Origin of the sequence: Bacillus sp. Root131 (genome assembly GCF_001429475.1) — a bacterium.
Classification (GTDB): domain Bacteria; phylum Bacillota; class Bacilli; order Bacillales; family Bacillaceae_G; genus Bacillus_A; species Bacillus_A thuringiensis_S.
In genome coordinates this window covers 2,468,499-2,494,853 of record NZ_LMJQ01000001.1, presented here as the reverse complement: position 1 = coordinate 2,494,853, position 26,355 = coordinate 2,468,499, and the positions used below count along the sequence as shown (strand labels likewise).

Below are 26,355 nucleotides of genomic sequence, written 5' to 3'. Positions count from 1 at the left end.
ACCCCTTGTTTAGTTTCTCCCTAATACTATACAACAAAATAAATATAATTAAAATTCACAATCTTTAACTTGTATGTAATCTAGCTCTATATAATTTCCTCAATCGACTTATATGTGCTTGATGATATCGATTATGATCTGCTATATGCCAAATTCCCCATCTTATAGTCGCAGTTTCCCCTTTTTCATACAAAACTTCCCGCGTTAAATCAGTTTCTGTTAGTTTCATACATTCTTCATGAAACAATTTTTGCACTGCTTCATAATCTTGCATTAACTCTTGCAACGTGTATTTTCTTAAACTCGGCATTTCTCCTACTTCATTCAACATAGGACCATATTTATTTTCAAATGTTGTTGGAACATCTTCTCCCTTGAAACGATACACCCAATGTAAATCGACAACTGCTAAATGCTGAAGTAACTGCCCAATACTATTTTCATTATTTTCAGACCCTTTATAGGATAGTTCGTTCTCTTCAGTACCTTCTACTAACCTTTGCAATCTATTAAACGTATCAGCAACCGTCGCATACAAAATCGCTACTTGAAGGTCCATATTTCTTTCTAAATGGAGATCTTTCATGCTAAACTTCCTCTCTTAAAAGAACAACACCATATGTTCATCATCACTATACACACCATTCATTTTTATAGCCCTTTTTTCAATTCCGTACGTTTTAAATCCCATTGATTCATATAATCGTTTGGCTGGTTCGTTCGTTGACACAACCCCTAAGTTCAATTGCTCTAGCTTCATCTCTTTTGCCCTTTCAATTGCTTTACGTATTAAATCACGTGCAAGACCACTTCTTCGATTTTCAGTATCTACATACATTGCAACGATATGCCCTTTATGCTTATATGCATCCTTTTCTTCTGTTAATAAAGTAACAACCCCAACTAAACGATTTTCATTATTAAAAGCACCAAATGTAAAACTACTGTTAGATGAAAGATTACTAGCAACGCGTTCAAGAGGGTTTTCTTGACGTACTGCTTCTTCATAAGTCGTTACAAATGCTTCTGGGTTTACTTGTAGTGCTTGTAAACGTAACTCCCAATATTGTTTTGCATCCGCTTTTGTAAGTAATCGAATCATTTTATCTTCCCCTTTTTCATTTACATAATATTTTTATAGGTTATTATTTTTTAATTCATACTCTTCTTTTAATATACTGTAACGATAGCGATGAATGAACTTCCCCTGTCTCAATCGATCATTTCTCATTAACCCTTCACATACAAATCCGGCATGTTCATAACTCTTTTTAGCTTGTGTATTATCTTCATCTACACGTAACCAAATTTTCTCCAATTCAAACTGGGAAAAACCTATATGTAACATGCTGTTTAGAGCTGCCATTCCAAATCCTTTACCCCAATAGTCTTTATTTCCAATCGCAATTCCTAGTTCTGCATTTTTATTTGTTTTATCAAAATTTTTAAGGTCTACCCATCCAATATGTATACCTTTCTCAGTAACAATTGCCCTTTGTTCATAACCATTTTTTCGGCTTATACAAGCTTCAATCCAGTTTCTCGTATCTTCACGAGTGAACGGAGGATATTGATCTGGTACGACTAAATGCTTTGTTACATCTCTATCTAATGACCATTGATAGCGATCTTCTACATCATCTAATGTCAATTCTCTTAATTGAACATATGGTACATTCATTTTTCTCTCCCCTTTTTATTTACCAATAGAAAATCCTTCGAACACTCTTCCACCATACTGTTCTAACGTCTTTTCTATAAAATGAATTAATTCATTTTTCTCTCCCGTTTTATAAAAATGATCAAAAGCGGCTACAAATTTGTTTGCATATTGCTCATCATACCTTCTTAGCACTCTAATGAACCATTTTGAACTCCCAAGCCACCTACCATTTACTCTTAATACATATTCATGTACTAAATCCGCTAATAGATTAGCGATAAACAATTCTTCTTCTCTTTTCGTTGCACCAATAAAGTCATCTAAAGTATCCGTAATAAAATATCGCTTCTGCTTAATCGTTTCTTCCGTCCATTTATCTGGTCCTTTATGTAGTAAACCATTCGCTTCTTTTTTTAATTTCTCAACAATTTCCTTTTCCCCTTTTAATGCAATCCCTTCTGAAACTAATTGTGGTAACGAAGGTCTCCCTCGATCACAATCCATTTTGAAAAAGGTTTTATATGTTTCAAAATTATGAACAAACACCTCAACAGGCCATCCATTACTATAGAAAGATTCTCTATAACAAGAAGTTAAACTTTGATCGACTATTACAATATCAAGGTCAGATGTTTTCGTCGCTTCTCCTCGTGCAACGCTTCCGCCGAGTAAAGCTACATCACAATTCGGAAATTGTGATGTAATTATGTTTTGTGCTGCTTCAATTGGTTTCATAACCGTTCCTCTTTTCTTATTTCACTTTCTTTTTTTCAGCTCTTTCTCTCGCTTTTTTTATATAGCTTTCTGCATCTGGTGTTTTACATGATGTCGCACCGTGATCAACCTCTACTTTTCCAATTTCACGCGCAATTCCAATCGTTTGTCGCTCTAAGTCTTCATTACGAATTCCTATTGCGATTAAAGCACTATTCATCGCTTCTTTTTTTCTATTTTTTTCATTATGTATATTTTCTTTAATCTCTTCTAAGTACGGGGAGAAGAAATCATCATGTAACGCTTTATTTTTAATCGCTATATTTGCTAATAAAGACCAGCCAGCTCTTCCAATCCATTCATCATTAAACTTTGTCCACTCTTCCATTCTTTCTATTGCAATTGGCGAAGTACATATAGATGTCATAAGAAGATCCATTAAACAGTAATAATCAACATCCTGAACCCAACTATTAAGCTGTTCTGTCGTTATTTTCTTCGGATCTAAAATATAAGTTGCTAATGTCATTGCGTCCATATTTTTTGTTTCCCACAATTCAACTGCTAAATCATGATCTTTTTTTAGCTTCTTTTTTAACAATTTTAAATTCGCAAAACTAACTCCGAATAGTGGCTCTTTCGCTCCGTGGTTTTTATACGTTTTACGATTTTGTTCTGTTCCATATTTCTCTAGTTGCTGCATTACTTCCTCAAGAAACATATACCCACCTCTTTATCTTTTATGTTGACTTTATACATGTATGCACGATATATTCTACATTACTTTTTGGTTTTCCTATATTTATTTTTAAAATACGGTATGTGAAATTTCTAAACATTACACAGCCACACCATCAAAAAACTGTACCAGTTAAACATACAGTTTTTTGATGGTCCTCTCTATCATTTGGTCTATCCCCTATTTTTCAACTAATTTTTTTACATCTGACCACTCTTCTATTGACCCTGCGTCCGGAAAAACTGTAACTACATTAAAATTCGCACCTTTTTCTTTCCCAATTTGTTTAGCAGCTAATAAATTCGCTGCCGCAGAAGTTCCTATTTTTATACCAGTATCTTTGTAAAAACGTGCCATTTCATACAGGGTATCTTCATATGAATAAGTCCATTGTTTTTCTATCAAATTTTCTTCCTGTTCTATGAAATGTTGTTTCCTTCCTAAGCCGAACCCACCTGATCCAGCATATTTCTTTAAATCATTTGGTGGTTGTTCCGAAGCATAAGGCAATTCAGCAGGCATTACTAAATGTAGTTCAACATTTTTTGTATAATTCTTTATTGCTGTATAGCCTCCCATTAGAGTTCCACCAGTACCAGCAGATGCTACCCATGCATGTATTGGTTTTCCAATCATTTGTGCAATAATTTCTCGCCCTGTACCTTCAATATGACTTACTATATTTGCATTATTATAATGTTGGAATAAAAAGTATAATTCTGGATTTTGTTTGCTAATCTCTATTGCCTTCTCAATTACTGCGTAAAACCCCTTACATTTATCAACTAAGATTACGTTAGCACCATAATATTTGAGTTTATTTAATAGAGATTGACCAGTTGCAGAACTTAACACTAACGTGCATTCAATCCCTAAACAATTACAAATACACCCAATTGACCTCGCTAAGCTTCCACCACTATACTCTAAAATATTTTGTTTTTTGTCCGCTTCTTGTAAATATTTATTAATCATTCCAAGTGCGGCCCTATCCTTAATTGATCCTGTAGGATTATGCCATTCACATTTAGCATAGATAGAAAGGTTCTTCGTTTCTTCGCATTCTAATTTCATGAGAGGTGTATTTCCAACATGTTTAGAAAACTCTTTAAAATGTTTTACTATCATACTTTTATACCTCCTTCATAAATTATGTTTATTACATTTGCTCTTAGCCAAAATCTTTCTACATTTTAATAACTCTCTCAATAAGATTTTCTTATATAAAAATCCCTACAAACACTGTAGGGATTTATGTCTAAATCATTTTGTTACACTCTATTTCATATAATAATAGTTTCTTTATTCAGATGCATTCATAAGCACAATTCTCCAACCATCTGGATCCTCTATTGTGGTTCCTTTCTCTATCCAATACGGGTTTTCTGGTTCCACCTCATGATAGCCCATATTACTTAATCGATTCACTATCTTTTCAATTTCACCTTTATTAGGCATATAAAAAACTAGTAAATTATCTTTTGTCGGTGCCGGACATGGACTTCCATTAACATGTGTAGTAAACTCCAAATGATATTCTTCATCTGGTAAACCAAACATAACCCCGTCATATCCTTCATGATTGTGAAATTCCCCTATACGTTTTAATCCTAATCCTGTTTCATAAAAACTTATCACTTCTTCAAATCTATCTGTTGGTCTTGCAATTCTAAATTGAACCCAATTCTTCATGCAAATCTCCTCCTTTTCATTTTCCAAAGCTTTATAGTAATTAGTATAGGTTACATATATTCCCTTTAACATCCCTCATTAGTGTGAGCTTCCTAAGTTGAAAGACCTATAAGTTAATAAACAATAGGACTTTCGTATAAAATTCATATAAAATTAGTTATATAAATGTAGAGATGAAATACAAGCTATTACGTATGAAATAGTTCTCCTTGCAGGGCCTTTATATACCGATCAGCAGATCTTTGTACAGCTTTATTTGCATCTTCCACCACACCATGAAATGCATTATATAGTCGACTAAATTGGATATCTTTTACTTTCTCTGCCATATCTCTAACTTTATTCGCTGGTAATGGAATAAGATTGGGATAACTATACATAAAACTTACCCATTTTTGATCCGAAACTACTTGTATAATATCACCTGATAACAAAATACCTTTCCCTTCATTACCGTCTTTCCAATGTATAACAGTCCCGCCCTTAAAATGGCCTCCTAAGCGATGTAATATAAGTTCTTCCGATAACAAAAGATGCTCCCCAGACCAAAATTTAATTTGCTTACTCGGACGAACCACCCACTCTTTATCATCTTCATGAATATAAATAGGTACATTGAATGTTTCTGCCCATTTAACTTGTGTAGAATAATAATGTGGATGAGAAAGTGCTATTGCTTGAATACCACCTAAATCATATATACGTTGTATCGTTTTATCATCTAAATAACTAATGCAATCCCACATAACATTTAGAGTTTTACTTTGTATTAAAAATGCTGTTTGTCCAATCGCAAATTTAGGTTTAGTAGTAATGCTATACAAACCGCTTTCTTCTTTTATTATTTCGTTTTTGTATAAATTGCTATTTTGCATTGTTTCTAATGTTGTCCATGACTGCCCAATTGGATTAACATATTGTCTTTCCTCATTACAAATTTTACAACGAGAAGGTGCTTCTTCATTTTCGGGATACTGTACTCCACATGTAGTACAAATATAATTATTCATATTCCCACTCCTTTTTTTATGTAATTATTTCTTTACCAATATTTTAATAAAAAACAAAAATATTCGAATCAATAATTGGAACGAAAATGAAGTGATACGAAAGTATGATTAGTCTCCTTTCGTTTTAAGACTTTAGTCTAATTCCTATAAATTTTTTATTTCCTACTTCCAAGAAAATAGAGTTTTAATTTTATTAAAACTTTCTAATATATTTAATCCTTTAATCGTTAAAAGAAGGAGCAAATCTTCATAAAATAAACGAATAAATTAATAGTTTTTGTCAAAATTTTAACACAACAATACTTACTAACACACATCAGGGGGATATTAGGCTTAAATTAAGGAAAGATTTTAATAAAAAGCATTATAATGCTTTATGAAGGAATTACTGCATTAGGTGCTATTATGTTGTACGAGGTATTTAATATAGAAGTTTGTTGATAGAAATATCGGATCAATTAAATTTGATGATTGAAGAGTTTGTAACGAGAGATGAATATTGATTTCAAGCTTCATTTTAGGGGAAATAAACATCACAAACTACATGAATTAAAAAGTAGCCTTAAAGCAAAAGTCATATCCATGAAATGTTTAAATTCATATACAATTTTATACAACCACTTTTTTATAAAGCAAGAAAAGTGGTTGTATGTTTTAAAAAGTATTTTTTGTTACAAAATCATGCTACACATTTCATTAAACTACAACTACTCATTTTCTTTTTTCTTCTTTTGTTCCTCAGATGGCTCTTCTGTTGGATCTGGTTCTTGCTTATCCTTTTTGTTTAATTCATTATTTTTTTCCTCCTGTCTTTGTTCAGAAGGTTCCTCCGTTGGATCTGGCTCCTTTTCATCTTTTGGAGCTGGATTACAGCCAATTAATAATCCTACTGTAAATATGCTTGTCATTAATATTGAAAGTATTTTTTTATAATTCAATTAAAGCACCTCCTAAAATTAATATCCCTTGTATTGTTTCCAATTCACCATTCAATTTATCCAATCATTTGTGATGTTTCTTCCAAAATGACATTCCTTTAAAATCTTGCATACTTTTTGCCAAACTTTTTTACACTTGTAAAAAAGTTTTTTTGCATTTCCCTACCTATAATTGCTAATATAGTAGAGTAGAACTTTTATAGAGAGAAGGAAAATTATGCACAATGGAATTCGAATGACAACTTTGGTAAAAAGGGCTATGTTGGTTTGTGCGGGGGTATTATTTACATACGAAGCCGCTTTAGGATCAGTACATACTGCTTTAGCTAGTACAGAGGATGAAGCAAAATCTGTTCAACTTGTAAGTGAGATTCAAACATCTCTTGCTCCGAAAGAGGCTCCAAAGCATTATAACGGACAAGTTAGAAAAGTCGCTTACTTAACATTTGATGACGGTCCCGGAAAATACACAGCTGAGCTTTTAGATATGTTAAAGAAAGAAAATGCAAAAGCAACATTCTTCCTAATTGGTTCAAACGTAAAAGCTTTCCCTGATCTTGTAAAACGCGAAGATGCTGAAGGCCACTACGTTGGGATGCACAGTATGACTCATAACTACAAGAAACTTTACACTGAAGGTCATTATGTAGATGAAATGAAGGAAGATCAAGGCTTAATCGCTGGTGTTTTAGGTAAATCACCAGTATTAACTCGCCCATCTTACGGATCAATGCCAGGATTAAACGAAGCTCTTCGCAACAAAGTTGTAGAAAATGGCTTAAAGGTTTGGGATTGGACAATTGATTCTTTAGACTGGAAATATAACAAAATGCAAGTTGATGCTGCATCTGCTAAAATTGTAGAGAACGTACTACATGGTGCTACAAATCCAACAGAAGTTATCCTTATGCATGATATTCATCCACAATCGGTAAAAGCAGTACCTGGAATTATTAAAGGACTGAAAGAAAAAGGATATGAATTAGAAGCATATAATGAGAACGAACACTTCCCATTAAACTTCTGGCATGATAATCGTATGTAATGAAAAGACTTGATTCCCTCTAGTAGGTTATCAAGTCTTTTTTATCGTTTTGGGAAATTTCTTTGTTGCTCTTCAATAAAAAGAATAATCTTTTCTCTGTCCTCTTGTGTAATACTTATAGAAAATTCGTACTCCTCTTCCTTACACCATGAAGGGGTAAGTTCCTGAGATAATCGGACTACAATTTGAAACTCATCTTCATTTTCCCCCATTAATTCAAACGCTATATTAGGCTCTATGAAATCTAGTTCGGTATATGTAGGATTCGGTAATGATTGAAACCATTTTTTCATACGCTGTAAGTCGAACGTTTGTAGAAAAGGATCCATCGTTTCAAAAACTTTATTTCCTTCTGACAGTTTCGCTTTTACTATTAGCCAATTTCTATCACACTCCTCTTTTGCATCTTTAAATTGGTATTTCACCACCTCTAAATGTAATACTATTTTTTTATTTTGAAAATTCATAAATTCCTCCTCTTCTTGCTATAAAACTTTTACTTTATAAATTTGAAATTTATACGCCTTTCTTAACTTGTAAGACACTTTCTATCTCCCATTAATTTCAACTCTTAGATATAATGATTTTTATTTACTAATACATATGACTGATTTTAACATATCATCCTTTATACATTAAATAAATTTGATTTGCAATATAATCTGAACTAAAGTGAAGTCCATTCCTTATCCACCACATGATAATCCCTACCAAAGAGGCTGTTTTAATATCAACTGCAACGTAATCATCAGGTAAATTCTTTTTCGTATTCTCTCTTCTCGTTTCTATTAATTGCTTTAAAAATAAAAACAATTGCTCCTCAAATTGATTCATTTTAAATAATATAAATAAAAAATTTCGGTGAATATATAAATAATCTAGCAATTGTGTTAGCTTTTGTTTTTCTGATAAATCTTTTGCATGTATTAAATCAACAATTTTATTTGAATGCTCATTTAAAATTTCGCTAGTGATTTGGTCTAGTAAATCTTGAATATCTTGATAATGCAAATAAAATGTTGTTCGATTTAACCCTGCTTTTGTTGCGATTTTCTGAACCGTTAAGCTTGAAATAGTAGGATTCGCCAATTAGCAGGTGCTATTGGAACAGCAGTTATTATCACGGTGTATACAATTCAATCCACTTCACACATTTCACAGTTATCTAGTGAGAATGGAAATATATCAGCTATGCAAGTAACAAACTTATCTTCTATCTATAGCTCAAGTGATGCGTACGTATTTATGTTAGTCTTATCTATTGTGGCTTTAATTATTGCATGTTTCACGCCTAAAAAAGTAATAATCAAAGATACGAAAGTAAATCTTCAAACAAAAAATGATAATTAAAAATTAAGCACTTAAAAGATGGTTCCAGAATTGTACCGTATCCATCTTTTTAAGTGTTTATGCACCATAATTATAATCCTTAATTACTATTTGAAGAGATTGTATTTTAATAAATAATCCTTAGAATTCTTAATACGGAATAGCTTATAAGTACATATTAATTATAAGGAGTGATATATTTATGGATTTTCTTTCACCTGAATATTTGTCTGCCTTATTAGCAATTATCGTAATCGATTTAGTGTTAGCCGGAGATAACGCCATTGTAATTGGATTAGCAGCAAGACGATTACCGAAAGATCAACAAAAGAAAGTTATCATTTGGGGAACCGTTGGAGCAATTGCTATAAGAGCTCTTGCTACTTTAGTTGTCGTTTGGTTATTAAAAATACCAGGATTACTTTTAATTGGTGGTGTACTTCTTATATGGATTGCTTACAAATTAATTGCTGAAGGCAAAGACCATGATATTAAGGCAGAAGAAGGATTTTGGTCTGCTATTAAAACCATTATCATTGCTGATGCGTTAATGGGTATTGATAATGTACTCGCTGTTGCAGGAGCTGCGCATGGTAACTTTTCTTTAGTAATCATCGGGCTATTAGTTTCTATTCCTGTAGTCGTATGGGGCAGTACATTGATTTTAAAATGGGTAGATCGTTTTCCTGTCATCATTACGATTGGAGCAGTGGTTTTAGCTTATACTGCTGCAAAAATGATTGTAGATGAGAAATGGTTCGCTGGATTTTTCGAAAGTAACCCTTTCATTAAATGGGCATTTATCATTATGATCATTGTTGGTGTAGTGTTCTTCGGAAAAGCAAAACAAAAAGCAACAGCTAGTTCTGTCTAATAATGATGGTATATTTACAAATAAAAAGCGCTATTCATATGAATAGCGCCTTTTATTATTTAGCTTCCCCTTCCGGAGTCGTTTTTACCTTCGTTTTGTTTTTATCACGATTGTTATAGTTATACTTCGAACGATCTACTGGAGTGAATCCTTCCGGTGTGTAGAATCGTAATAAGTCACCATTTACGACTTGGTCAGAGTATTTTAGTGAGTTTTGAACCATTTGTTCATTTTTCTTTATTTCATCTGTAAATTCTACAGGTTTTCCAGTTGTTGTATCATAGTATTTGCCGTTTAGTGCAGTAACAGTTGGGCTTACGTAGTTACCGTTACGGAACGCAACGACTTGTTTATGCTCTGGTGATAATAAATCTGAACCGAATTGAACATAGTTTTTCGTATCTGTACCTAGTAAGTGTAATAACGTAGGAAGAACGTCAATTTCACCGCCATATTGATGTTGTACGCCACCTTTCACTCCTGGTACACGAACGATTAAAGGCACACGTTGTAACTGTGCATTTTCAAATGAGTTCATTTCTTTACCCATTACTTTTGACATTGCTGCGTTATGATTATCTGAAATACCGTAATGGTCTCCGTACATAACGATAATTGAGTTATCATATAAACCAGATTGTTTCAAGTAATCGATGAAGCCTTTTACAGATTCATCTAAATAGCGTGCTGTTTGGAAATACGTATCTACTGATGAATCACCTGTTGTTGCTGGTTCAATCGTTGCTTCTGCCTTATCAATTGGATAAGGGAAATGGTTCGATAACGTAATAAACTTCGTATAGAACGGTTGTTTCAACGTTTGTAATAACGGAATAGATTCATTAAAGAACGGTTTATCTTTTAATCCGTAGTTTACTACGTCTTTTTCATTCATATCGTAGTATGACGCATCAAAGAATTTATTAAAACCAAATGATTTATAAATATCGTCACGGTTCCAGAATGTTTTGTAGTTACCATGGAATACTGCTGATGTGTATCCTTGTTGTCCTAAAATAGCTGGTGCTGATTGATACGTATTATGAGATTTCGTTGTAAAGACAGAACCTTGCGGTAAACCAAACATTGAATTCTCTAACATAAACTCCGCATCAGATGTTTTCCCTTGTCCTGTTTGATGGAAGAAGTTATCAAAGTATAGCGTATTCGCATCTTTTGTAAATGAGTTTAAGAACGGTGTAACTTCTTGACCATTTAATTTGTAATCAATTAAGAAGTTTTGGAATGACTCTAAATGAATATAAATTACGTTCATTCCCTTTCCTTTACCGAAATACTCAGGATTTGGACTTGCATAAGTTGATGTTAAATAATTTCGTACTTCTGTCATATTATCGCCATCAGCTAATGCTCGTTCTGTCGATGCTTTCGCACTTTGAATTCCATCATAAATTGTGTAGTTGTATGCCCCTAAATATTTCACAATATAATTACGGTCAAACGTTCTTGTTAATAATTCCGGACGGTCAGACTCTGCAAGACCTAAATTAACACTGAATAATAAAATACCTGCTACAAATACTAGAGATACTTTATGCTTCGCAACACGAATTGGTTTTGGATTTGCAAATTTTGTTGCAACTAACACAATTAATATAATCGTGTCTAAGAAGTATAGTGGATCATAAAGATGTAGCAACGCAAGAATACTACCACCTAAATCTCCAAAGTTATTCGTTTGTGTTAATGTTGGGAACGTAATAAAGTCACTGAAAAAGCGATAGTAAACTACGTTTGCATATAAAAGAATCGACAATAACAAGTTGATAACAATTAACCAAATATAAGATCGCTTCCCTTTTGCAAATAATGCAAGTCCTAAAAATAGAACTGCTGAACTAAGCGGGTTAAAAAACAGCAAGAATTTTTGGATTGTGTTTGAAATTCCTAAATTAAATTCCGTTACATAGGCTGCATACGTTTTGAGCCACAATAAAATAACGGCAAACAGAAAGAATCCAAAATGATTGCTTAACACACTTTTGCTCTTTAATAAGAACTGTTTCATTTCTCCACCTCTTTTGATCATCCAAGGCTTATTTTTTATAAGTCTGTCTCTCTATTCGATTTTTCTTCTTCAAATAGATTTTTTTATTTAACTATATGAAGAATATTAGTAATTATAATTTGAAGCTTGTATTTATTCAACTATTTCTTTTTAAACATTTTGACCTTGGTTTCTATTTAATAAAATAAATTTGTAACATTTCCTGTTTTTTCCCAAGATTCATCCACTAATTATGACATCCCATACTATATACCTTTATAAACTCATTCGCAAACTATTCTATCTCCAATTTTGGTACATATTTCACATGACAAAATAATGTTATTTAATTATATTGCTCACCTTACATTCCCCTGCTTCAACTAAATCTTAAAGTCATTACATCTCTTCCATACATGAAAAATCCTCATGTTCACTAATATTATATTTGAATAATTATTCATTTGCCCCCACCAATGGTGTTATGTTTTCTCGACAAAAAAACTCGCTCTAAAAAGAGCGAGTTTTTCATTATATATTATTGACCTTTGTACATTGCATCTACTTGTTTTTGAAGTTCTTCATTTTCTAAGTACTCATCGTAAGTTGCTTCTTTATCGATTACACCGTTTGGCGTTACTTCGATAATGCGGTTTGCAATTGTTTGTACGAACTGATGGTCATGAGATGTGAATAACATTGTACCTTTGAAAGCAATTAAACCGTTGTTTAATGCAGTGATAGACTCAAGGTCTAAGTGGTTCGTTGGATCGTCAAGTGTGATTACGTTCGCACCACTTAACATCATTTTAGATAACATACAACGAACTTTTTCGCCTCCAGATAATACAGAAACGTTCTTCTTAACTTCTTCACCTGAGAATAACATACGGCCTAAGAAACCACGTAAGAAGCTTTCTGACTCATCTTGTGGAGAGAATTGGCGTAACCAATCAACTAAGTTATAGTCACTGTTCTCAAAGTATTTAGAGTTATCTCTTGGGAAGTAAGATTGAGATGTTGTAACACCCCATTTGAATGAACCGCTATCTGGCTCCATTTCACCCATAAGGATTTTAAATAATGTTGTCATCGCGATATCGTTACGACCGATAAATGCAACTTTATCACCTTTATTTAAAGTGAAGTACACATTATCTAACACTTTTTCGCCATCAATTGTTTTAGAAAGGCCTTCAACAGTTAATAAGTCATTTCCTATTTCACGCTCAGGTGTGAAGCCAACGAATGGGTAACGACGTGATGATGGTCTAATATCATCTAATGTAATTTTATCTAATAATTTTTTACGAGAAGTTGCTTGTTTCGCTTTAGATGCGTTTGAGCTAAAGCGTGCAATGAAGTTTTGTAACTCTTTTACTTTCTCTTCTTTTTTCTTATTAGCATCTTGTGTTAATTTTAAAGCTAATTGGCTTGACTCATACCAGAAGTCATAGTTACCAACATAAAGTTGAATTTTACCGAAATCAAGATCAGCCATGTGCGTACATACTTTATTTAAGAAGTGACGGTCATGGGATACAACGATTACTGTATTTTCAAAGTTCATTAAGAAGTTTTCTAACCATTGAATCGCTTTTAAGTCCAAGTGGTTGGTAGGCTCATCTAGTAATAGAATATCAGGTTTACCGAATAATGCTTGAGCAAGTAATACTTTTACTTTCTCTGCACCAGTCAATTCTGATAATTTTTTGTCATGAAGATCTTCACCAATACCAAGACCTTTTAGAAGGATTGCAGCTTCTGACTCAGCTTCCCAACCGTTAAGCTCAGCGAACTCACCTTCAAGTTCTGCAGCACGCATTCCATCTTCATCACTAAAGTCTTCTTTCATGTAAATAGCATTTTTCTCTTGCATTACTTTGTAAAGTTGCGTGTGACCCATAATTACTGTTTCTAATACTGGGAACTCTTCATATTCGAAGTGGTTCTGTTTTAATACTGCTAGACGCTCACCTGGCGTAATATGTATATCACCTGTTGATGGTTCAATTTCTCCAGATAAAATCTTTAGAAATGTTGATTTACCAGCACCGTTTGCTCCGATTAAACCGTAGCAGTTACCTGGCGTGAATTTTATGTTAACATCTTCAAATAATTTGCGATCCGCGAAACGCAAACTAACGTTACTTACTGTAATCATTTGTGTCCTCCTACTAATACCGCTTATTTCAGCGTTTTCTCACCGATTGTCTTAAAAAATCGCATATTACGACTCAATTATTGTAGACTATAGCTATTATATAGTAGAAGCTGGATGAATAGCAACGGTTGATTACCTTTCTACAATGAAATCGGATAGTTTTTATCCATTCCCTTAGCTATGGTATGTATATCATCGACCTCTTTCTCATGTTACCATTCACTTCTCGTTGTGTAATACATTGGATTCATTTTCCATTTAAGATTTTATATATAGAAAAACTGTAGAGAAATCATCCCCTACAGTCTTCACTTATTTCGTATTTATTATTTTTTCTTTATAACTCTTCAATTTACTCGTTAACCCCATTAAAGCAGGTAACAATATCGGCATCACGATTAAAGCTAATAGTAATAGTGCAACGCCAACAACTGATGCAACTTGTATAAGTGTTAACACACCTGATGGAATTAATGCTGCAAACGTCCCTACTAAAATTAGCGCCGCCGATAATACAACTCCTCCTATATGACGAGATGCAGTTACAATTTTTGTTACCGAATCCCCTTCGATCTCGTTATAGCGCATCATTACGAAAATACTATAATCCACTCCTAAAGCGACAATCATAATGAAGCTAAAGAATGGAACATTCCAGCTTAATGTATCTACATGTAATACATGTGCACTAATTTGTTCGCTTATACCAAGTGATGCGAAGTACGCTAATAGTAATGAGCCAATAATAAATATTGTGTTTAGTAGTGAGCGTGTAATTACGATTAATACAATGGCAATTCCAATTAACATAATTGTAGCTGTACGTAAAAAATCTTGACCTGTTACTTCTTTTAAATCAACGTTTCTAGATGTTGTTCCGCCGATCGCTGTTTTCGCATCATGTAATTCCGTTCCCTTTACAGTGCCATCGATTGTTTTATTAATTTCTTGAATAATTGGCATCGCTTCTTTGGAATACGGATTTACATCTAAAATGATGGTCATTTTAGCAATTTTTCTATCCTGTGACATGTACGTGTTCAATGCTTTTTGGAAATCTTCTCCCTCTAGCACTTCTTTTGGAATATAAAACTTCTCAGAGCTTTTCGACTCATTGAGCTCCCCTAAATATTTCTGTGCGTCATGCAGACCATTACTTACTTTTCCAAGCCCTTCTGTACTTTTAGATAAACCGGATTGTAATTGCCCCATCTTTTCTTGCAGGTCTTTAAGGCCCGTTAAAAGTTGTCCTTGTCCATCGTTTATTTTCGTTAATCCAGATTGTAACTCAACTGATTTATTTGCAATTTGTTTTGAACCTGCAGTACCTTCATTTAATCCATTTTTAAGATCCGCTGCTCCCTTTTGTAACTTATTAACTCCAATGCCCATTTCTTTTAAGCCATTATCCACTTTCCATAACGATTGATTCGCTTCTTTAAATGAACTCATCGCCGTTTTGTGCTGGGTTGCTAATTGATTTAATTCATTTGAAAGTACGCTTAATTTTTTTTGTGCCTCTTTAGCAATCCCTATCATTTGTTGTATGTTTGGATCATTCGCTAATTCTGGTTTCGTTTGAACGAAATTGGTCATTAACATTTCAATTTGTTCATATCCTTTTTTCGCACCGTCAATCGCTTGATCAATACTTCCGAAGTATTGATCGTAAGAACTTAAACCTTTTTCTAACTGTGCATAACCAGTATGAAGCTGTGACGTTGCATTGGATAGGACATTTATATTTTTATTTACTGAAGTTAACCCACTCTCAATTTGCTGCGCTCCTTGTGCACCTCCGTTTATGCCGCTGGATAATTGATGTAAAGCTGTTCCTAATGCTGATACCCCATTTTTCGCCTCGTTCGTTCCATCAATTAATTTTTGAACATTCGCAAGACTATTTGAATCATTACTTCCCATTTTATTTTTCGCATCCGTTAATCCATCATTAATTTCCTTTATGCCACCATCGGCATCTCCTAATCCTGTATTCAATTCTCCCGCTTGCTTATTTAAATATAATTCTTTTATCTTCTCACCAGTTGGACGTGTTGGTGCATATACTTCTGACACACCTTTAACTTTCGAAATTTTATCAGTTAATTCATCTAAAATTTGTAGAGAAGTTCCTTCATCCAGCCTTTTATCAGATTGAATGACTAATGTACTCGGTGAAGAGAAACCAGGCGGAAAATGATCTTCTATTACGTTAATACCTATCTTTGATTCATACTTATTATCCACTTCAAATAAATCATTGTAATTCAGTGTAGTAGAGTATTTTAATACGAAAGGAATCGATATTACGAGTACGATGATTAAAGCGATAAATGGCCTTGCTACTGAATTTTTCGCAAAGAATCCCCATAAGCGACTATCCTCATGACCTTTAAATGTTTTTACTGGATAAAACATTCCTTTTCCTAAAAGCACCATAAAAAATGGATTTAACGTAGTTAATACGAGTAATAATACTGCGACACCAATTGCTACGGCTGAAGTAGATTGATATAATTTAAAACTCGCTAAAGCAAGAGATGCAAAACCAATTAGTACTGCTATCCCACTATATAAAACGGTTTTCCCTGCCGATTTAAACGTTTCTTTCGTAGCTAAAAATGCATTTTCTTGTTTACTTAATTCTTCCTTAAACCTTGTATATAATAAAATGTTATAGTCTGTTCCAACCCCAAACAGGACAACAACTACAAACACTTGTGTAAAGTTAGAAAACGGAAAATTAAATTGATCTACTAGATGGGCAATAATCCCCATTGAAACTAAATATGATACACCCACTGTAAGCAGAGAAACGATTGGAACAATTGGTGAACGAAATACAATGATTAATACAACTAAAATGAAAATGATAGAAATAACTTCTGTCTTTTTCACTCCCTCTTGAGAGGATGTAAGAAAATCACCCGCTATTAAATCACTTCCTGTTAAGTACGTTTTAACTCCCTTCGGTTTAATTTTATTATGAAGCCCATTTGCAATTTTTGATATTTCACCATGTTTTTTATCTACAGAAATTTGCGTTAAAATGGTCGTATTGTCTTTAGATATCAATTGTTTTTCCAAGTCTTTATTATCTAAATGTGAAACAACTTCCTTAATTCCTAATTGCTCTTTTTCATTTTGTAAAGCGTTGATTGTTTTTATTATTTCATCTTTTTGCTCAGTTGTTAAAGCTGCTTTACTTCCACTATTAAAAACAGCTATAACATCATATTTTTCTGTCCCGTCTTTATCCATCTCTCTTATCATTTTGTCAGCGATACTACTTTGCTCTGTATTCGGAATCGTAATATGCCCTTTTTCTTTCACTAATTTATCCATATTAGGCATCGTTACGATCATTGTAATAGTAATAACTATCCATAATAGAAAAGATAAACTTCTCCAATTTTTTAGCTTACTCATTTTAATCATCTCCCGTTTTGAAAGTATAATGTTAGTTCCGGAATGAATATTCATTCCTATTATTTTGAAACTATTTTTAGGAATGAACGTTCATTCCTATCATTCTATTGATTTATTCTATAGACCCTATTAAACTAATCTTTTCCGGAATGAATGTTCATTCCTTTGGTTGCACAAATACCCTCTCCTACTTTCATTTTTTAAATCTATTTAGGAATGAATATTCATTCCTGTCCTTATAAAGCTATAGAATCAAATGATTCTAATAGCATTCCAAGAGCTTTCTTCCAATTCTTTTACTAACTCTTTCGAGTATTCTAATTGCCCTGTTGCAATTACTTTCGTTAATGCTTCTAGCGGCTGATATACAATAATAATTAAAGCAACTGGAGGCAATGGACGAAGAAAACCTTTTGCGATTCCATCTTCAATAATATTCATAAAGAAGCCTATAAAATCGTCAAATATTTTCTTACTTTGTTCATCAAGAAAATAACTGTCACAGTGAGAATTTGTAAATAAAAAAGCGTCCACATTGTTTCTCGCAAATTCAAATAAACGGTTGTACGTATGACTAAACTGTTCACGAATATTTGCTTCAACAGGAAAATCTGTTTTTATCATTTCAGAAAGCTCTAACATACTTTTTGAAAATAATGAGTTAACTAGTGCCTCTTTATTTTCAAAATAGCGATAAATAGTACCCGCACCGACTTTTGCCTTTTCAGCGATCATTGGAATTGTCGTACCATCGTAACCACGCTCTGCAAAAAGTTGCATCGCAGCATCAAAAATATCCTCTTGTTTGTTTTTAGCCATTTTTTCCACCTCTATTTTTAGGAATGAAAATTCATTCCGTTTTTAATTATAAATTACAAGGACTAAAAGTCAAGTGCGTAACTACGTATAGTTGCAATTTTAATCCCTTGTTTGTGAATCAATTTATATCAGCGGTTTTTAGAATACATCGACTTACCGACAAAAACGAGAACCAAAGAGAAAACCGTCCCAAATTTTGTTTGGGACAGCCCCATTTCCTATTTAAAGCTTAAAAGAAATCATAAATAAAAGCTTTACGTACTGGAACTATATTCTCAAATGCTTGTATTTCCTCTTCGCTTCCGCTAATGAATTCTAGTTCATTAAGTTCTAACGGACGCTTGTAGCCAAACATTATTGTAGATAATGCGTTAATATCCAGCTTAATTCCTTTATCTATTGTTTCCTCTTTCATAATTGTTATTTCATGATTCGCAAGTCTCACTGTTACGTTATTCCACGGAGCAAATGCGTCTGTAATGTGTAGGATCACTTCTTGCTGTACATTGTTCCAGCTCAACTCATATTGTTTTAAGAACTGCTCTACATCTACAATTCTTCCCATAAAATATGGTTTTATTTCTGTCTTCACGCGTGGCTCTTGCAATGAATATAGCAACGGTTCGTTTTCACTTACTGTCATTTCAAGTTCTTTAATCATAGAATCATGCTGGCAAATAAAGTTCCACAGACCATTTCGTGCTTCATTATGCAGTGGTACAAATTCTTCTACTGTCATTTTATAGTTTTCTATTTTGTATAACATGTAACCTGCTGCCTTTTTATTTTCATCATAGTAAATCGCTAATGTTAAATCATCATAAACTGCTTGTAACCACCAGTTCTTCTCTCGAACTAACATACCTGAAAAACGTTCTGCAAATACTTCATAGAGCTTCTCGACTTCTTCTGGATGATTTTCTTTATTGAAACGTTTCACAGTGCCATTTACTTGTTTTTTCATCACTAAATCGCTCTTAGTCATATGACATGTGACTAAATTCGCACAAAGTTCCCAGCCGTATTTACGGTAAAATGAAACAGCAAATGGATGTAACATAGAGACTGTATAGCCATCTTTTTTCATTATTTGAAGTGAATGTTGAAGTAGCTCTTTTACATACCCACTTCTTCTGTACTCTGGATACGTCGCTACTCCTGCAACGCCACCCATTTTAAATTTTTCTTTACCTATGTAAATATGAAACGGAATAAGATGTAGTTTTGCTGCTAAGTCTTCCCCTTCCATAATGCCGTATATTTCATGACTTTCCTTCATCTTTGTAAGTTGCTGCTGTAATCGTTCCTCATCTACTTTATATTGAAAAGCGTATTCTGATAAACGTAATGCTTCTCTGAACTTATCTTCTTTTAATTGCATGACATTCATATAATTCTCCTCCATTCTCTGTTTGAATTGTATCACAATTCTCACTATTATAGTTCGGTAAGTGAAATTACAAGGACGTTTTAACAAAAAAAGCAGATACATCACGTATCTGCTTTCCATCTTTATTATTTAGCTAACTTTTGAAGTTCATCAAAGAATGTAGGATATGATACACCTACTGCTTCTGCATCTTCAATAATTATTTTCCCTTCTGCCAGGCAGCCAGCAATCGCAAGCATCATTCCGATGCGGTGATCACCGTAACTATTTACTGTATTGCCTTTTAAAGCTGATTTTCCGTAAATGATCATGCCGTCATCAGTTGCTTCTATGCGAGCTCCTAGTTTCGTTAACTCCGCAACGACTGTATCAATACGATTTGTTTCTTTTACTTTTAATTCGTGTGCATCTCTAATAACTGTAATACCTTCTGCTTGTGTTGCCGCTAAAGCGATAACTGGAATTTCATCGATTAGTCTTGGAATAATATCCCCACCAATTTCAATTCCTTTTAATGAAGATGTTTCAATCGTAATGTTTGCAGCTGGTTCTGATGCGCCTTCGTTAATCGGCTCTATAGTAAATGTAGCACCCATTTTCTCTAAAACATCAATAATACCTGTACGAGTTGGATTCATTCCTACATTTTGTAATATTAGTTTACTATTTGGGATGATTGCACCTGCTACTAAGAAAAATGCTGCTGATGATACGTCACCTGGCACTTGAATGTCTGTTGCTGTTAATTTTTGTCCACCTGAAAGCTTCACTGTCTTTCCTTCTCGAGTTACTTTAACACCAAATGCTTCAAGCATTCTTTCCGTATGATCGCGGGAAATATGTGGTTCTGTAACAGCTGTTACACCTTCTGCGCGAAGCCCTGCAAGTAAAATAGCTGACTTTACTTGTGCACTTGCAACAGGAGAAATATATTCAATTGCTTTTAAATCTCCACCACGTATTGTTAGCGGTGTAAATGTTCCTTCTTCTCTGCCGTCAATGTTTGCACCCATTTGTTTTAATGGGTTTGTTACACGCTTCATCGGTCTTTTTGCGATAGATTCATCACCTTGTACGCAAGAGAAAAATGGTGTGTTAGCTAATATACCTGACATTAATCGAATTGTTGTACCAGAATTACCAACATCTAATACAGCTTTCGGTTCTTGTAAACCTTCTAATCCTTTACCAACTACAGTAACTTCATCACCGTTTTGCGTAATTTCTACTCCCATTTCTTTAAAACATGAAATAGTACTTAAACAGTCTGCACCGGACAAGAAACCTTTAATTGTTGTTTTCCCTTCTGCAATCGAACCGAACATAACAGCACGGTGTGAAATGGATTTATCACCTGGGATTGTAATATTGCCATTCAATCCGTTATTAACAGGTTGTATTGTTCTTTCTTTCACGTTTTTCACCTTCTCATTTAAATTGTTTCATAAGTTTGGTATTCTTCTTCTCCAAGCGCTAGCTTTGCTTTCATACGATCTTCTTCCCTTTGGAAGCTAATACGTAATACCCCAAGCAGTCCTTCACGCGCTTCTAATATTTGCAAGTTCGTAATACTAATTTCCTCGCGCGCTAAAATACTCGTAATATGAGCCAATGCCCCCACCTTATCTAATACATCAACGTATAAGTCGTGATAAGCAGGAATTGCACCACTCTTTCTTACTGGTAAAGAATCACGGTATTCTTTCGCATCTGCAAAATAGTTTTGAATCTCGCCTGCATCTCCAGTAGAAACTGTCTTATATAAACCTTCCATTTCAGAGATCCACTCTTTTAATAATACCATTAAATGCTCTCGATTTTGCTTTACAATATCACTCCACATTTTCGGACTACTAGATGCGATACGTGTAATATCTTTGAAACCTCCAGCAGCTAGCTGATGAATGAGCGGATTATCTCCTGCATGCTTCTCAACTTGCTTTACTAAACCTGCTGCGATAAGATGCGGGAAATGACTAACGATCCCTGTTACATAATCATGTTCTTCTGTATTTAAAACAAGAAAATGTGATCCTGTTCCTTTTAACCATACTTTAAGGTCTTCCACTTGTTCATTTGGTACATGATTCATCGGTGTTAAAATGTAAAATGCATTTTCAAATAAATGCGCCTTTGCGCTTTCAACTCCCGTTTTATGAGAACCCGCCATCGGATGTCCCCCAATGAAAGAAACTTCCTTTGAAAATAAAGCTTCCGCTTCGTTCATAATAGACCCTTTTGTACTACCAACATCAGTCACTATAACATCTTCTCGTAAACGGAATGACGCAAGTTTGTGTAATAACTTCTTCGTTTCTTCAACTGGAGAAGCAAAAACAATTAAATGTGCCTCTTCACATGCATGTTGTAAATCAACTGCTATTTCATCTACTACGTGTAATTCTTTTGCACGCTCTACTTGCTCTTTAAATATATCATAACCTGTTATCATTACATCGTGCTCTTTCTTAATTGCTAATGCGAGAGAGCCTCCTATTAAACCTGTTCCAATTAATACTACCTTTTTACGCATTTGCCTCATCTCGAGACTTACTTTTTTTATTTTCAAAGTGTTGTTTTAACACTGAAATCACTCCTTCATTTTGCTCCCTTGTTCCAACTGTAATACGGACACCATTTGGGAATGGACGAATAATAAACCCTGCATGTGCGCAAGCTTCATAAATCTCTCCAGCATTATCTACCGGTAAGAAGATGAAATTAGTTTGTGACGAATAAAATGGTATACCGTTTTCCTTACAGAAACTCTCGTATTGCTGTAATCCTTCTGTATTCACGCGAACTATTTCTTTAATAAACTCGTCATCACTAAAAGCAATTGTAGCTGCTTTTTGCGCTAATGAAGATACGTTAAATGGTAAACGTACAACATTTAATTTCTCAATTAGCTCTTCCTGTCCGATCGCATATCCAACGCGGAAAGAAGCTAATCCGTATGCTTTAGAAAACGTTCTAAGTACAAGAATGTTTTTATGTTTTTCTAAAAGCGATAATGTCTCAGGGAAGTCTTTTGCTGTTACGTATTCATAGTACGCTTCATCAATGACAATTAACGTATTTTCACTAATGCCTTCAATAAATTGAGTTAATTTTTGCTCATTCACATATGTGCCCGTCGGGTTGTTCGGATTACAAATCCATACGATTTTCGTATTATTATTTACCGCTGACGAAATTTCGTCTAAATCGTATACACCTTTATTTAAAGGAATTTCTTTCACTTCACAGCCTTCAATAATCGCATGATGACGGTACTGCGGGAATGTTGCACCTGCTGTTACAATGTTATCTCCCGCTCGTAATACGGCGCGGCTTATTATTTGAATGATTTCATCTAAACCACTACCACAAAGTACTTGTTCCATTTGCACATGCAACTTATCTGCGATTGTTTGACGGAGCGTTGTAGCACCTCCGTCAGGATATAAAGAATGTTCCAACCAAGATTTTTGCAACTCTTCTAAAACTCTCGGTGAACAACCGAATGGATTTTCATTCGATGCTAATTTCACAAACGAATGATCTCCGTACACTTCTTTCATTTGTTCTGGTGATTTACCTGGTTTATATGGTTGTAATGATGATAGTTGATCCTTTACTTGCACGTTAAACCCACCTTTTTATTAAAATTCTTTTGCGTAGTTATTGTGTTGCATAATGTTTTGTTTTAATAATTCCATACGATCTTTTCCGAATTGTTCGACTAGTGCATCTGCAAGTTCCCATGCCACAACAGATTCAGCTACTACACCCGCTGCTGGTACTGCGCAACTATCAGATCTTTCAATACTCGCTTGGAATTCTTCTTTCGTATCAATATCAACGCTTGCTAACGGTTTGTATAAAGTAGGAATTGGCTTCATAACGCCTCTTACGACAATTGGCATACCTGTTGTCATACCGCCTTCTAAACCGCCGGCATTATTCGTTTTTCTCGTGTATCCTTTTTCTTTATCCCACAGAATTTCATCATGCACTTTGCTTCCAGGTTGTCGTGCCGCTTCAAAACCTACGCCAATTTCAGCACCTTTAAATGCATTTATACTCATAATTGCACCAGCAAGTTTTGCATCTAATTTACGATCGTAATGAACGTAACTACCAACGCCAATTGGCATACCTTCTGCAATGACTTCCACGATGCCACCGATTGAATCTCCACTACTTTTTGCGTTGTCAATCGCATTCATCATTTCTTGCTCTACTTCTTTATCTAAACATCGAACTGGTGAGTTTTCAGTAATTGTTTGAATTTCTTCAATTGATAAGTTTGAAATATGTTTTGCTTTTACTCCACCAATTTCAAGAACATGTCCTGCAATTTCCACGCCTAATTCGCTTAAAATTTGTTTTGCAACTGCACCAGCAGCTACACGAACTGTCGTTTCTCTTGCAGATGAGCGCTCTAATACGTTTCTTATATCACGATGACCATATTTAATTGCTCCATTTAAATCCGCATGTCCGGGACGTGGTTTTGTAATTGTACGTTTCATGTCTTTACTTTCTTTTTCCGAAATTGGCTCGGCACCCATTACTTTCGTCCAATGTTTGAAATCATCATTTTTTACGATTAACGTAATCGGTGATCCAAGTGTCATCCCGTGACGAACACCACTTACAATTTCAACTGTATCTGTTTCAATTTGCATGCGTCTTCCGCGTCCATGACCTTTTTGTCTTCTTAATAATTCTTTATTAATATGTTCCGCCGTAAGTGTCAAACCTGCTGGTACACCTTCTAAAATAACTGTTAACTGCGGTCCATGTGATTCTCCAGCTGTAATGTATCTCATTTCTCTTGCCCCTTTACTATTTTTTTGTACAAAAAAGTCCCTACTGAGCGCTCAGTAGGGACGATGTTTATCGCGGTACCACCCTAGTTGTAGACAACTGTCGTCTACCTCTCTTCTTCTTTAACGATCGTTTGACCGTCTTCCCCTCCATAAGTTGTCGGGAAAGATGCTCCAAGGCTGTAATTCATGCTTACCTTTGTACTGATTCACACCGACCATCAGCTCTCTTTAACAGTGAGATAAGCACTACTGTTTCCTCTTCAATGCATATATGATATGAAATTAAGATAATTTATTTTTGAAACCTTTTAACTCATCCATGAATCTATGGAATTCTGGAATGTCCATTTGTTGTGCAGAATCTGATAATGCAACTGCTGGATCTGGATGCACTTCAGCCATTACTGCATCTGCGCCAATTGCAAGTGCCGCTTTCGCTGTTGGTAATAATAAATCTCTGCGTCCAGTTGAATGTGTTACATCAACGATAACTGGTAAATGTGTTTCTTTCTTTAAAATTGGTACTGCAGAAATGTCTAATGTGTTACGTGTTGCTCTTTCGTATGTGCGGATACCACGCTCACAAAGAATAATTTGATCGTTGCCTTGCGCAATGATGTATTCCGCTGCGTTAATGAACTCATCAATTGTTGCTGCTAATCCACGTTTTAATAATACTGGTTTGTTAACTTTACCTACAGCACGTAATAAATCGAAGTTTTGCATGTTACGTGCACCAACTTGAATTACATCAACGTAGTCTAATGCCATTTCAACATCGTTCGGATTTAAAATTTCACTAATAATTGCTAAGTCGAACTCGTCTGCTACTTGACGTAAAATTTGAAGTCCTTCTACTCCTAAACCTTGGAAATCGTATGGAGATGTTCTCGGTTTGAATGCACCGCCGCGCATTAATTTTAAGCCTTGATCTTTCATCGCTTGCCCTACTTGACGAACTTGCTCTAAGCTTTCTACTGCACAAGGTCCCATGATGAACGTTTGTGCTCCGTTTCCAATCAATTCACCTTTTACATCAACGATTGTATTTTCTTGTTTCTTTTTACGTGATACTAGTAACGCTTTGCGGTTATCATCTTCTTGTAACTCTAAGCTTGCTTTGAAAATCGTTTTGAAAATATGTTGAACAGTTGATGTTTCGAATGGTCCTTCGTTATGCTCTGCGATCATATCAAGTACTTCACGCTCACGTACTGGATCAAAGCGTTTCGTACCTTGTACTTGCTTTTGCTCTCCAATTTTTTGAACAATTTCACCACGTTTGTTTAAAAGGTGTAATAGTTGTAAGTTAATTTCATCTACCTGTTTACGTAATTGATCTAATTCATGATTTGCCATTTGGAAATCCTCCTCTAATGTTTTAAAAGTATAGTAAGAGAATAAAAGATTCTCTATTTTCTGAACTGGTTAATTATACAAATTTATAGTGGAATCGATACCTCTTCTTATTTTAAACTAATAATTCGTACAAAGACATGAACTACTAGTTAAAAACCCACTTTTTTGTACAAAAAAGCCCTACTGATGCAATCAGTAGGGACGATATTTATCGCGGTACCACCCTAGTTGTAGACTTCTTTCGTCTACCTCTCTTCATTGTTAACGATCATCTGACCGTCTTTCCCTTCATAAAGACAAATACTATCTTTACTACGAAAAAGATGCTCCAGGACTGTAATTCGCTCTTGTTTTTGTACTGGTTC

General features: G+C 34.4%; 22 protein-coding genes, 2 pseudogenes and 2 other annotated features (1 of these 26 cut by a window edge). Of the genes and pseudogenes, 3 read left to right on the top strand and 21 right to left on the bottom strand.

Going from position 1 to position 26,355, the window contains the following annotated elements:
* Positions 1-64: 64 nt before the first annotated feature.
* From ASE54_RS12450 to ASE54_RS12410, 9 genes are all read right to left on the bottom strand, one after another.
* Entirely contained in the window at positions 65-586 is a 522-nt protein-coding gene (locus tag ASE54_RS12450; RefSeq protein WP_000653847.1) for a DinB family protein, read from the bottom strand.
* A 15-nt stretch (positions 587-601) separates the two neighbouring features.
* Positions 602-1,102, bottom strand: coding sequence for a GNAT family N-acetyltransferase (locus ASE54_RS12445; RefSeq protein ID WP_000620322.1), 501 nt, complete (start codon positions 1,100-1,102; stop codon positions 602-604).
* Positions 1,103-1,135: 33 nt separating this feature from the next.
* Positions 1,136-1,681, bottom strand: a complete 546-nt coding sequence (locus tag ASE54_RS12440; protein ID WP_001102493.1) for a GNAT family protein — start codon at positions 1,679-1,681, stop codon at positions 1,136-1,138.
* Between the two features lie 15 nt (positions 1,682-1,696).
* Positions 1,697-2,398 carry a nucleotidyltransferase domain-containing protein gene (locus ASE54_RS12435; protein WP_000802430.1) on the bottom strand — a complete coding sequence of 234 codons (702 nt, stop codon included), beginning with the start codon at positions 2,396-2,398 and terminating at the stop codon, positions 1,697-1,699.
* Positions 2,399-2,414: 16 nt separating this feature from the next.
* Positions 2,415-3,098: a DNA alkylation repair protein gene (locus ASE54_RS12430; protein ID WP_000478212.1), complete on the bottom strand. Its 684-nt coding sequence runs from the start codon at positions 3,096-3,098 to the stop codon at positions 2,415-2,417.
* A 198-nt stretch (positions 3,099-3,296) separates the two neighbouring features.
* Positions 3,297-4,244, bottom strand: coding sequence for a pyridoxal-phosphate dependent enzyme (locus ASE54_RS12425; protein ID WP_000635842.1), 948 nt, complete (start codon positions 4,242-4,244; stop codon positions 3,297-3,299).
* 174 nt (positions 4,245-4,418) lie between these two features.
* A complete protein-coding gene (locus ASE54_RS12420; RefSeq protein ID WP_000800678.1) occupies positions 4,419-4,808 on the bottom strand; it encodes a VOC family protein in 390 nt (129 codons plus the stop codon).
* Between the two features lie 188 nt (positions 4,809-4,996).
* Complete coding sequence (locus ASE54_RS12415) at positions 4,997-5,818, bottom strand: hypothetical protein (protein WP_001067271.1); 822 nt, start codon at positions 5,816-5,818, stop codon at positions 4,997-4,999.
* A gap of 707 nt (positions 5,819-6,525) precedes the next feature.
* Positions 6,526-6,756: a hypothetical protein gene (locus tag ASE54_RS12410; protein ID WP_001106976.1), complete on the bottom strand. Its 231-nt coding sequence runs from the start codon at positions 6,754-6,756 to the stop codon at positions 6,526-6,528.
* A gap of 217 nt (positions 6,757-6,973) precedes the next feature.
* Between ASE54_RS12410 and ASE54_RS12405 the strand changes: the two genes are divergently transcribed.
* Positions 6,974-7,801 carry a peptidoglycan-N-acetylglucosamine deacetylase gene (locus tag ASE54_RS12405; RefSeq protein WP_000551449.1) on the top strand — a complete coding sequence of 276 codons (828 nt, stop codon included), beginning with the start codon at positions 6,974-6,976 and terminating at the stop codon, positions 7,799-7,801.
* A gap of 41 nt (positions 7,802-7,842) precedes the next feature.
* On the opposite strand, the gene ASE54_RS12400 is transcribed toward ASE54_RS12405, so the two are convergent.
* Positions 7,843-8,268 (bottom strand): hypothetical protein, encoded by a 426-nt coding sequence (locus ASE54_RS12400; RefSeq protein ID WP_001010973.1) that lies wholly within the window; start codon positions 8,266-8,268, stop codon positions 7,843-7,845.
* A gap of 154 nt (positions 8,269-8,422) precedes the next feature.
* A pseudogene (locus tag ASE54_RS12395) lies at positions 8,423-8,884 on the bottom strand (TetR/AcrR family transcriptional regulator C-terminal domain-containing protein); the annotation flags it as partial.
* Between ASE54_RS12395 and ASE54_RS12390 the strand changes: the two are divergent.
* Together ASE54_RS12390 and ASE54_RS12385 are read left to right on the top strand one after the other, a co-directional pair.
* A pseudogene (locus tag ASE54_RS12390) lies at positions 8,873-9,151 on the top strand (MFS transporter); the annotation flags it as partial. The pseudogenes ASE54_RS12395 and ASE54_RS12390 overlap by 12 nt on opposite strands.
* Positions 9,152-9,332: 181 nt before the next feature.
* Complete coding sequence (locus ASE54_RS12385; protein WP_000346949.1) at positions 9,333-10,004, top strand: TerC family protein; 672 nt, start codon at positions 9,333-9,335, stop codon at positions 10,002-10,004.
* 55 nt (positions 10,005-10,059) lie between these two features.
* On the opposite strand, the gene ASE54_RS12380 is transcribed toward ASE54_RS12385, so the two are convergent.
* From ASE54_RS12380 to ASE54_RS12335, 10 genes are all read right to left on the bottom strand, one after another.
* On the bottom strand, positions 10,060-12,033 hold the full coding sequence (locus ASE54_RS12380; RefSeq protein WP_000808776.1) for an LTA synthase family protein: 1,974 nt from the start codon (positions 12,031-12,033) through the stop codon (positions 10,060-10,062).
* Between the two features lie 517 nt (positions 12,034-12,550).
* Positions 12,551-14,176 carry an ATP-binding cassette domain-containing protein gene (locus ASE54_RS12375; protein WP_000633860.1) on the bottom strand — a complete coding sequence of 542 codons (1,626 nt, stop codon included), beginning with the start codon at positions 14,174-14,176 and terminating at the stop codon, positions 12,551-12,553.
* A gap of 312 nt (positions 14,177-14,488) precedes the next feature.
* A complete protein-coding gene (locus tag ASE54_RS12370; RefSeq protein ID WP_000040247.1) occupies positions 14,489-17,605 on the bottom strand; it encodes an MMPL family transporter in 3,117 nt (1,038 codons plus the stop codon).
* A 252-nt stretch (positions 17,606-17,857) separates the two neighbouring features.
* Positions 17,858-18,424, bottom strand: a complete 567-nt coding sequence (locus ASE54_RS12365; RefSeq protein ID WP_001107300.1) for a TetR/AcrR family transcriptional regulator — start codon at positions 18,422-18,424, stop codon at positions 17,858-17,860.
* A gap of 229 nt (positions 18,425-18,653) precedes the next feature.
* Positions 18,654-19,814, bottom strand: coding sequence for a GNAT family N-acetyltransferase (locus ASE54_RS12360; RefSeq protein WP_001102037.1), 1,161 nt, complete (start codon positions 19,812-19,814; stop codon positions 18,654-18,656).
* 125 nt (positions 19,815-19,939) lie between these two features.
* On the bottom strand, positions 19,940-21,229 hold the full coding sequence (gene aroA, locus ASE54_RS12355; protein WP_000664636.1) for a 3-phosphoshikimate 1-carboxyvinyltransferase: 1,290 nt from the start codon (positions 21,227-21,229) through the stop codon (positions 19,940-19,942).
* Positions 21,230-21,246: 17 nt separating this feature from the next.
* On the bottom strand, positions 21,247-22,347 hold the full coding sequence (gene tyrA, locus ASE54_RS12350) for a prephenate dehydrogenase (protein WP_001228126.1): 1,101 nt from the start codon (positions 22,345-22,347) through the stop codon (positions 21,247-21,249).
* On the bottom strand, positions 22,340-23,440 hold the full coding sequence (gene hisC / locus ASE54_RS12345) for a histidinol-phosphate transaminase (protein ID WP_001197269.1): 1,101 nt from the start codon (positions 23,438-23,440) through the stop codon (positions 22,340-22,342). The genes tyrA and hisC overlap by 8 nt, the downstream gene beginning before the upstream one ends.
* 18 nt (positions 23,441-23,458) lie before the next feature.
* On the bottom strand, positions 23,459-24,631 hold the full coding sequence (gene aroC, locus ASE54_RS12340) for a chorismate synthase (protein WP_001269426.1): 1,173 nt from the start codon (positions 24,629-24,631) through the stop codon (positions 23,459-23,461).
* A 53-nt stretch (positions 24,632-24,684) separates the two neighbouring features.
* Positions 24,685-24,904: a binding site (T-box leader), on the bottom strand.
* A 9-nt stretch (positions 24,905-24,913) separates the two neighbouring features.
* On the bottom strand, positions 24,914-25,990 hold the full coding sequence (locus ASE54_RS12335) for a bifunctional 3-deoxy-7-phosphoheptulonate synthase/chorismate mutase (protein WP_001273573.1): 1,077 nt from the start codon (positions 25,988-25,990) through the stop codon (positions 24,914-24,916).
* A 194-nt stretch (positions 25,991-26,184) separates the two neighbouring features.
* Positions 26,185-26,355 (bottom strand) — a binding site (T-box leader); it runs 66 nt beyond the window's last position.

Bases quoted from the DNA above. Each gene is read 5' to 3' on its own strand.
- ASE54_RS12450 (WP_000653847.1), bottom strand. From the start codon at position 586: ATGAAAGATCTCCATTTAGAAAGAAATATGGACCTTCAAGTAGCGATT.
- ASE54_RS12445 (WP_000620322.1), bottom strand. From the start codon at position 1,102: ATGATTCGATTACTTACAAAAGCGGATGCAAAACAATATTGGGAGTTA.
- ASE54_RS12440 (WP_001102493.1), bottom strand. From the start codon at position 1,681: ATGAATGTACCATATGTTCAATTAAGAGAATTGACATTAGATGATGTA.
- ASE54_RS12435 (WP_000802430.1), bottom strand. From the start codon at position 2,398: ATGAAACCAATTGAAGCAGCACAAAACATAATTACATCACAATTTCCG.
- ASE54_RS12430 (WP_000478212.1), bottom strand. From the start codon at position 3,098: ATGTTTCTTGAGGAAGTAATGCAGCAACTAGAGAAATATGGAACAGAA.
- ASE54_RS12425 (WP_000635842.1), bottom strand. From the start codon at position 4,244: ATGATAGTAAAACATTTTAAAGAGTTTTCTAAACATGTTGGAAATACA.
- ASE54_RS12420 (WP_000800678.1), bottom strand. From the start codon at position 4,808: ATGAAGAATTGGGTTCAATTTAGAATTGCAAGACCAACAGATAGATTT.
- ASE54_RS12415 (WP_001067271.1), bottom strand. From the start codon at position 5,818: ATGAATAATTATATTTGTACTACATGTGGAGTACAGTATCCCGAAAAT.
- ASE54_RS12405 (WP_000551449.1), top strand. From the start codon at position 6,974: ATGCACAATGGAATTCGAATGACAACTTTGGTAAAAAGGGCTATGTTG.
- ASE54_RS12400 (WP_001010973.1), bottom strand. From the start codon at position 8,268: ATGAATTTTCAAAATAAAAAAATAGTATTACATTTAGAGGTGGTGAAA.
- ASE54_RS12385 (WP_000346949.1), top strand. From the start codon at position 9,333: ATGGATTTTCTTTCACCTGAATATTTGTCTGCCTTATTAGCAATTATC.
- ASE54_RS12380 (WP_000808776.1), bottom strand. From the start codon at position 12,033: ATGAAACAGTTCTTATTAAAGAGCAAAAGTGTGTTAAGCAATCATTTT.
- ASE54_RS12375 (WP_000633860.1), bottom strand. From the start codon at position 14,176: ATGATTACAGTAAGTAACGTTAGTTTGCGTTTCGCGGATCGCAAATTA.
- ASE54_RS12370 (WP_000040247.1), bottom strand. From the start codon at position 17,605: ATGAGTAAGCTAAAAAATTGGAGAAGTTTATCTTTTCTATTATGGATA.
- ASE54_RS12365 (WP_001107300.1), bottom strand. From the start codon at position 18,424: ATGGCTAAAAACAAACAAGAGGATATTTTTGATGCTGCGATGCAACTT.
- ASE54_RS12360 (WP_001102037.1), bottom strand. From the start codon at position 19,814: ATGAATGTCATGCAATTAAAAGAAGATAAGTTCAGAGAAGCATTACGT.
- tyrA (WP_001228126.1), bottom strand. From the start codon at position 22,347: ATGCGTAAAAAGGTAGTATTAATTGGAACAGGTTTAATAGGAGGCTCT.
- aroC (WP_001269426.1), bottom strand. From the start codon at position 24,631: ATGAGATACATTACAGCTGGAGAATCACATGGACCGCAGTTAACAGTT.
- ASE54_RS12335 (WP_001273573.1), bottom strand. From the start codon at position 25,990: ATGGCAAATCATGAATTAGATCAATTACGTAAACAGGTAGATGAAATT.